Source organism: Mediterraneibacter sp. (assembly GCF_030825015.1).
Classification (GTDB): Bacteria; Bacillota; Clostridia; order Lachnospirales; family Lachnospiraceae; genus Mediterraneibacter.
Window position 1 is genome coordinate 1 of record NZ_JAPJQP010000035.1, and the last position, 5,035, is coordinate 5,035.

Below are 5,035 nucleotides of genomic sequence, written 5' to 3' on the forward strand. Positions count from 1 at the left end.
ACATTTAACAAAGCTACATTCTCTTTCTTTATAACAGATACTTCTTCTCGCAACCGATCTACACGATTTTCAAGATCCAGGTTTCGATCTGATAGCTTTTGATTTTTGCTTTTCAGTTCTAAATATTTGCTATACAATGCCTGTATCATGTTCGCAACTTTTTTCACCAAAGGAAATATTCTCTTCCTGTAAGATTTTGCAGACTCTAAAGTTCCGGCTTCTGGCAGCCATTCTTCCGGATAATATCCATACTCACGTGCATGTGAGTCAACAAGTCCAGCTTTTGAATTTAGTGCAGAAAATCGTTTTTCTAACACTTCTGTCTTTTTAATTACTGCATCTCTCTCTTTTTCTACCTGTTCTTTTTCCTTTTGGATCTCATCCACACATTCGCTGATATCATGCAAATCATGTTCCAATAAATTCTTATGTTCCGTTAATTCTTCTACTTCCTGTTCTCGAACCTTTTTCTTGTAATCCAATACAGAAAGATGTGGTTCATGAGTTCCTTTCTGATCCCATTCTATCTCATTTTCCCTCATGACCATGGCTAATTTTTCCTTTTCTGATTGTACCCATTGATTTAGCTCCGTCTCACTTCTGGAACCACCTTTAAATCCTAATGACGATAAGGCTTGTTTTAAAGATACTCTTGTATCAAGTCCTCGCTTACTTCCTGTAACATAGGGAATAAAATCAATATGTAGGTGTGGTGTTGCTTCGTCTAAATGCAGATGAGCAGCAAATACTCGCAACGTAGGATTCCGTTCTTGAAATCCTTTCATGTATTCATCTAATATCTTTGCAGCAAGCTGTCCCTCCATCGTTTCTGATCTCATATTGTCTTTATCACCGATCTGAAGGATAACCTCATGAAATAATTTTTCTTGTTTCCCGGAACGTATCTTTTCATAGTAATCATCTATCTTACGATCTTTTCGAGTCTGTTTATCGTTGTAACGTTTCAAGGCTTCGTCAAATAATTCATGATATACGTCTTTGATATCTTCATTACAATATTCAACATTCCAATGGGTTCTGTTCGGATCCGTATTCTTTGCATGAAATTTTCTACTGTTATGGTTCAGGGAGCCTTTCCCTGTCATAAAACTAATCGTCCTCTTCAATAAATCTCCTTTCCTTCATTTTAAAACGCCAGATATGGCGATCATGTTTTGTTACTTTTGTCAAAAGTAACGCAAAAGCACTTTCGACAGCCTAACGTCCATCAAAAGTACCCTTGCGCCCTGCCGGGAGCTTTCAAATCAGCCAGCACTGTATCGGCTACACCCTACGGCAATTCTCCTTGTTTGGTATGATACAGGTGCGTGCCACGCTCCTGTTCTATATTCCCCAAACAAACATCACCACCGATAACTGGCTGACACTCCACGCTTATGTAAATATTCCTGTCGTGCTTTCTCCTGCTCTTCCTCAGAAGGAGCCGTCTTATACTTCGTATAGAGTTCATGTCTGACTAATGCATCCAATTTTTCTTCCAAGCCATTTCGAATATCTTCTTCATACTGATCATCTGAACCCAGATGATAAAAGATCAATTTTCGAAACAGTTCATAATCAATCTGTACTTTTTTCATCACTTCACTCCTTTTTAATCAAGGTGGCAAGATTCCCTATTCTTTAAGATATGGTAATCTTGCCATCTTCCTTTACTCTTCTTGTAACATCCAGAACCATTTATTTCCTATCTTCACAGAATCAATCTGTAATTCCTTCTTCGCATTCCAAAGTGTTTTCTTTTTAATTCCTCGTTCTTCTGCTTCTTCCGCTATTTTTGCCTGTTCCATTGATCCATTTGCTAAGATCTCTTTTAAAAAATCTTTCGCACTTCGGATTTTTTGCCCTCGTCCATCACCAGACAATAAGTCCTCTGCACTGATGTCATATTTTCCAATCCAATGGAATCCTTTTTCCTTGTCTAATCGAAAGGCAATCGCATCTCCTTCCGGAGCAAGAGAACTCTTTACATGACAGATCACTCGGATTTCCGGTTCATCTTTCACTCTTCCAACAATCAATACGCTTCTTGCTGCCGCTTGAAAGTCAATAGAGCCCAATCCACGATAGGATGATTTTCCATTACTATTCTTATTCATATGACCGATCAGAATAATGGCACATTGATATTTCTCTGCTAATACAGAAATTCTTTTCATCAATGGGCGAATCTCATTTGCCCTATGCATATCAACACCAGCCCCTAGAAAACCTTGAATTGGATCTAATACTACAAGTCTTGCTTTCGTCTGTATAATCGCTTCTTCCAGCCTTGCATCTACCATGGTTAATGGCTGATCCTGGTCATCAATCACCAAGACTCTGGAACAATCTGCCCCTGCCGCTAACAATCTTGGTTTGATTGTATCGCCCAATCCATCTTCAGCTGTTTGATAAATCACATTGATTGGCTTTACACCTGTTTCTTCTTCGGTTATCTCATTTAGTATTGGTTCTCCCTTTGTTAATTTTGCAATGATCTGCAACACCACGGTGGTCTTACCCTCTCCAGGATCTCCCTGAATAATGGTGACCTTCCCGTATGGTATGAAGGGATAAAAGAGCCATTCAATTTCTTCCACTTCAACCTGATCCATGTGGATCAATTTCAGGCATGGTTCTGCCTTTTTTACTTCTCTATAATGTTCTTCCATTTCCACCTCCTGCCCAACCGGGCAAGTCCCTGGCAAACAGAATTTAACAATTGTTGCAACAACAATTTTGTGATATACTCAAGTTGTTAGGATGGTATATCAGTTATTCTGATGATCAGGGAACTTGCTCAGATTATTTCTGGGCTTTTTCTTTTTTCCTTCTTTCATAGTTTCTTTCTTCTGCAAATGCATTTAATATCTCCAACATTGTTCGAATAGGTGTAAACAATTCTTCATCGGCATTCTCTAATGTAGTTAACCTTTTTAGTTCCTCTTCAATCCCTCGAAGCTGTTTTCTAAACTGTACTAACATCAATGGATTTCCTACTGCTGTGACTTTTTGATGTAAAACACTTTCAATGATATATTCTTGTCTCGTCTGGTATCCACAAAGCTTTACTCTTAAATCCAGCTCTTCATTTTCTTCCGGAGACATTCGAAACGCTATGGTTACATTACGCCACCGATTCTTGTTATCCCGATTTTTTTCACTCATCCAGATATTCCTCTCTTTCCTGATTTAGATTTTCCGCCATCTCTGTTTGGATTGTCGGGAACAAATGTGCATATCGATATGTGATCTCCACACTTTCATGTCCTACCCTTTCTCCTATTGCCACCGCAGAATATCCCATATTGATCAACAATGACACGTGAGAATGTCGTAAATCATGGATTCGTATTCTCTTCACTCCTGACAACTTCACACCTCGATCCATTTCATGATGAAGATAGCTTTTTGAAATTTGGAATATCCTGTCATTTTCATTTAAACCATACAGCATTCCTATATACGATTCTAATTCTTCGCTTAAAAATTCCGGCATGGTGATCATACGATTACTCTTCACAGTCTTTGGATCTGTAATAATATCCTTCCCCTCTAATCTTTGATAAGATTTATTGATCCGGATAGTACACGCCTGAAAATCGAAATCTGCCGGTGTCAGTGCTAACAACTCTCCCATACGCACTCCACACCAATATAGAATTTCAAATGCATAAAAGGAGATTGGCTTATCCGCCACCGCTTCAATGAACTTCATATACTCTTCTTTTGTCCAGAAAAGCATCTCTTTTGTTCTTTCTTTTCCCATAGATCCCGCCTTGCGTGCAGCATTGCTTTTCAAATCATAGAAATTAACTGCATGATTCAAAATTGCACTCAGCTGATTATGGATGGTCTTTAGATAGACCTGTGAATAGCCTTCTCCTTGTTTATTTCGATAGTTCATCATGGTGTTCTGCCACTGTCGAATATCGGAAGGTTTTATTTCCTGCAACTTCTTTTTCGAAAAATATGGGAGAATCTTTTTTTCTACAATATGCTTTTTCGTCAGCCAGGTATTATATTTGATTCTGGATTTGATATCATTCAGATAAAGATCTACAAAATCTTCAAAATACATATCCAGACTCAAATTCTCCTTTAATTTAAACGCTCTTTCCCATTCCTGGGCATCACATTTGCGTTTAAATCCCCTTTTCGTCTTCTGCTTTCTTACGCCGGTCCAGTCCTTATAATAGGTTCTTACCTCGTAAGTATTTGACTTTTGGTTTTTGATTACTGTCAAAACATCACCTCCTGCTATTTCATTTCGTTCATACCGTAAACTCGTTCTTCAAAATATTTACGGCTGATTTTTCCTTTGACAACAACGAAACCTTTTTGCTCCAATTCAGCATTTAACTGACGGATCAAACGATACGCATAGGAATCAGATACTTCTAATTCTTTCGCTACTTCTTTTGCTGATATAAATAATTTACTAGCCATCTATATCCCTCCTTTCTTTTTTCAGTTCATTATCGAACGGTGTATATGCATCATAACATTTCATTTCCGTACTGTCAATAGAATAATTTCAAAAATGAACGGTTTATTTTTATATTTCATTTTTGAACTGTTTATGCTATACTTTTAAGTAACAATCAGCAAAGGAGTGTTTTCTTATGACAGTAGGTGAGAAAATAAGAAAATTCCGGATCGATCAAGGATATACACAGAAAGAATTGGCAATCATGTCCGGCTTGAGCGAATCGGCAATTAGAAATTATGAACTTGGGAATCGTTTTCCATCATCAGAACAATTGGAAAAAATAGCAAACTCATTAAAGATCAGTCCATACGCCATGTCTGATCCAAACTTTGATACTTATGTTAGTGTCATGCACGCATTATTTGCTTTAGAGGATCAATATGGTCTGCACGCCTACCAGGATGAATCCGGCGTACCACAACTCATGTTTAAAGACAAAGGACATGATTCTTTAAATATGCTGGATAATATTGGAGCATGGGCTGATATGTACCAGAAATTCAGAAATGAAGAGATTACAGAAAAAGAATATTTAGACTGGAA

Annotated in this window: 7 protein-coding genes; 1 reads left to right on the plus strand and 6 read right to left on the minus strand. The window is 37.8% G+C overall.

What is annotated here, in order from left to right; genetic code table 11:
- From RCH61_RS09635 to RCH61_RS09660, 6 genes are all read right to left on the minus strand, one after another.
- Window positions 1-1,106, minus strand: a 1,106-nt coding sequence (locus RCH61_RS09635) for a plasmid recombination protein (protein ID WP_306480590.1), incomplete at its 3' end; no start/stop codon positions are given.
- 258 nt (window positions 1,107-1,364) lie between these two features.
- Window positions 1,365-1,598, minus strand: coding sequence for a complexin-2 (locus tag RCH61_RS09640; protein WP_072446726.1), 234 nt, complete (start codon window positions 1,596-1,598; stop codon window positions 1,365-1,367).
- A gap of 72 nt (window positions 1,599-1,670) precedes the next feature.
- The gene (locus RCH61_RS09645; RefSeq protein ID WP_072446728.1) at window positions 1,671-2,672 is read right to left on the minus strand and encodes an AAA family ATPase; all 1,002 of its coding nucleotides are present in this window, start codon (window positions 2,670-2,672) and stop codon (window positions 1,671-1,673) included.
- 133 nt (window positions 2,673-2,805) lie between these two features.
- Entirely contained in the window at window positions 2,806-3,168 is a 363-nt protein-coding gene (locus RCH61_RS09650) for a plasmid mobilization protein (protein WP_072446730.1), read from the minus strand.
- Window positions 3,161-4,246: a site-specific integrase gene (locus RCH61_RS09655; RefSeq protein ID WP_008976823.1), complete on the minus strand. Its 1,086-nt coding sequence runs from the start codon at window positions 4,244-4,246 to the stop codon at window positions 3,161-3,163. The genes RCH61_RS09650 and RCH61_RS09655 overlap by 8 nt, the downstream gene beginning before the upstream one ends.
- Before the next feature lie 14 nt (window positions 4,247-4,260).
- Entirely contained in the window at window positions 4,261-4,449 is a 189-nt protein-coding gene (locus RCH61_RS09660) for a hypothetical protein (RefSeq protein WP_003019365.1), read from the minus strand.
- 176 nt (window positions 4,450-4,625) lie between these two features.
- Here RCH61_RS09660 and RCH61_RS09665 point away from each other — a divergent pair.
- Window positions 4,626-5,035 (plus strand): helix-turn-helix domain-containing protein (locus tag RCH61_RS09665; protein WP_306480591.1); only part of this gene is annotated, 410 nt, incomplete at its 3' end.

Bases quoted from the DNA above. Each gene is read 5' to 3' on its own strand.
- RCH61_RS09640 (WP_072446726.1), bottom strand. From the start codon at position 1,598: ATGAAAAAAGTACAGATTGATTATGAACTGTTTCGAAAATTGATCTTT.
- RCH61_RS09645 (WP_072446728.1), bottom strand. From the start codon at position 2,672: ATGGAAGAACATTATAGAGAAGTAAAAAAGGCAGAACCATGCCTGAAA.
- RCH61_RS09650 (WP_072446730.1), bottom strand. From the start codon at position 3,168: ATGAGTGAAAAAAATCGGGATAACAAGAATCGGTGGCGTAATGTAACC.
- RCH61_RS09660 (WP_003019365.1), bottom strand. From the start codon at position 4,449: ATGGCTAGTAAATTATTTATATCAGCAAAAGAAGTAGCGAAAGAATTA.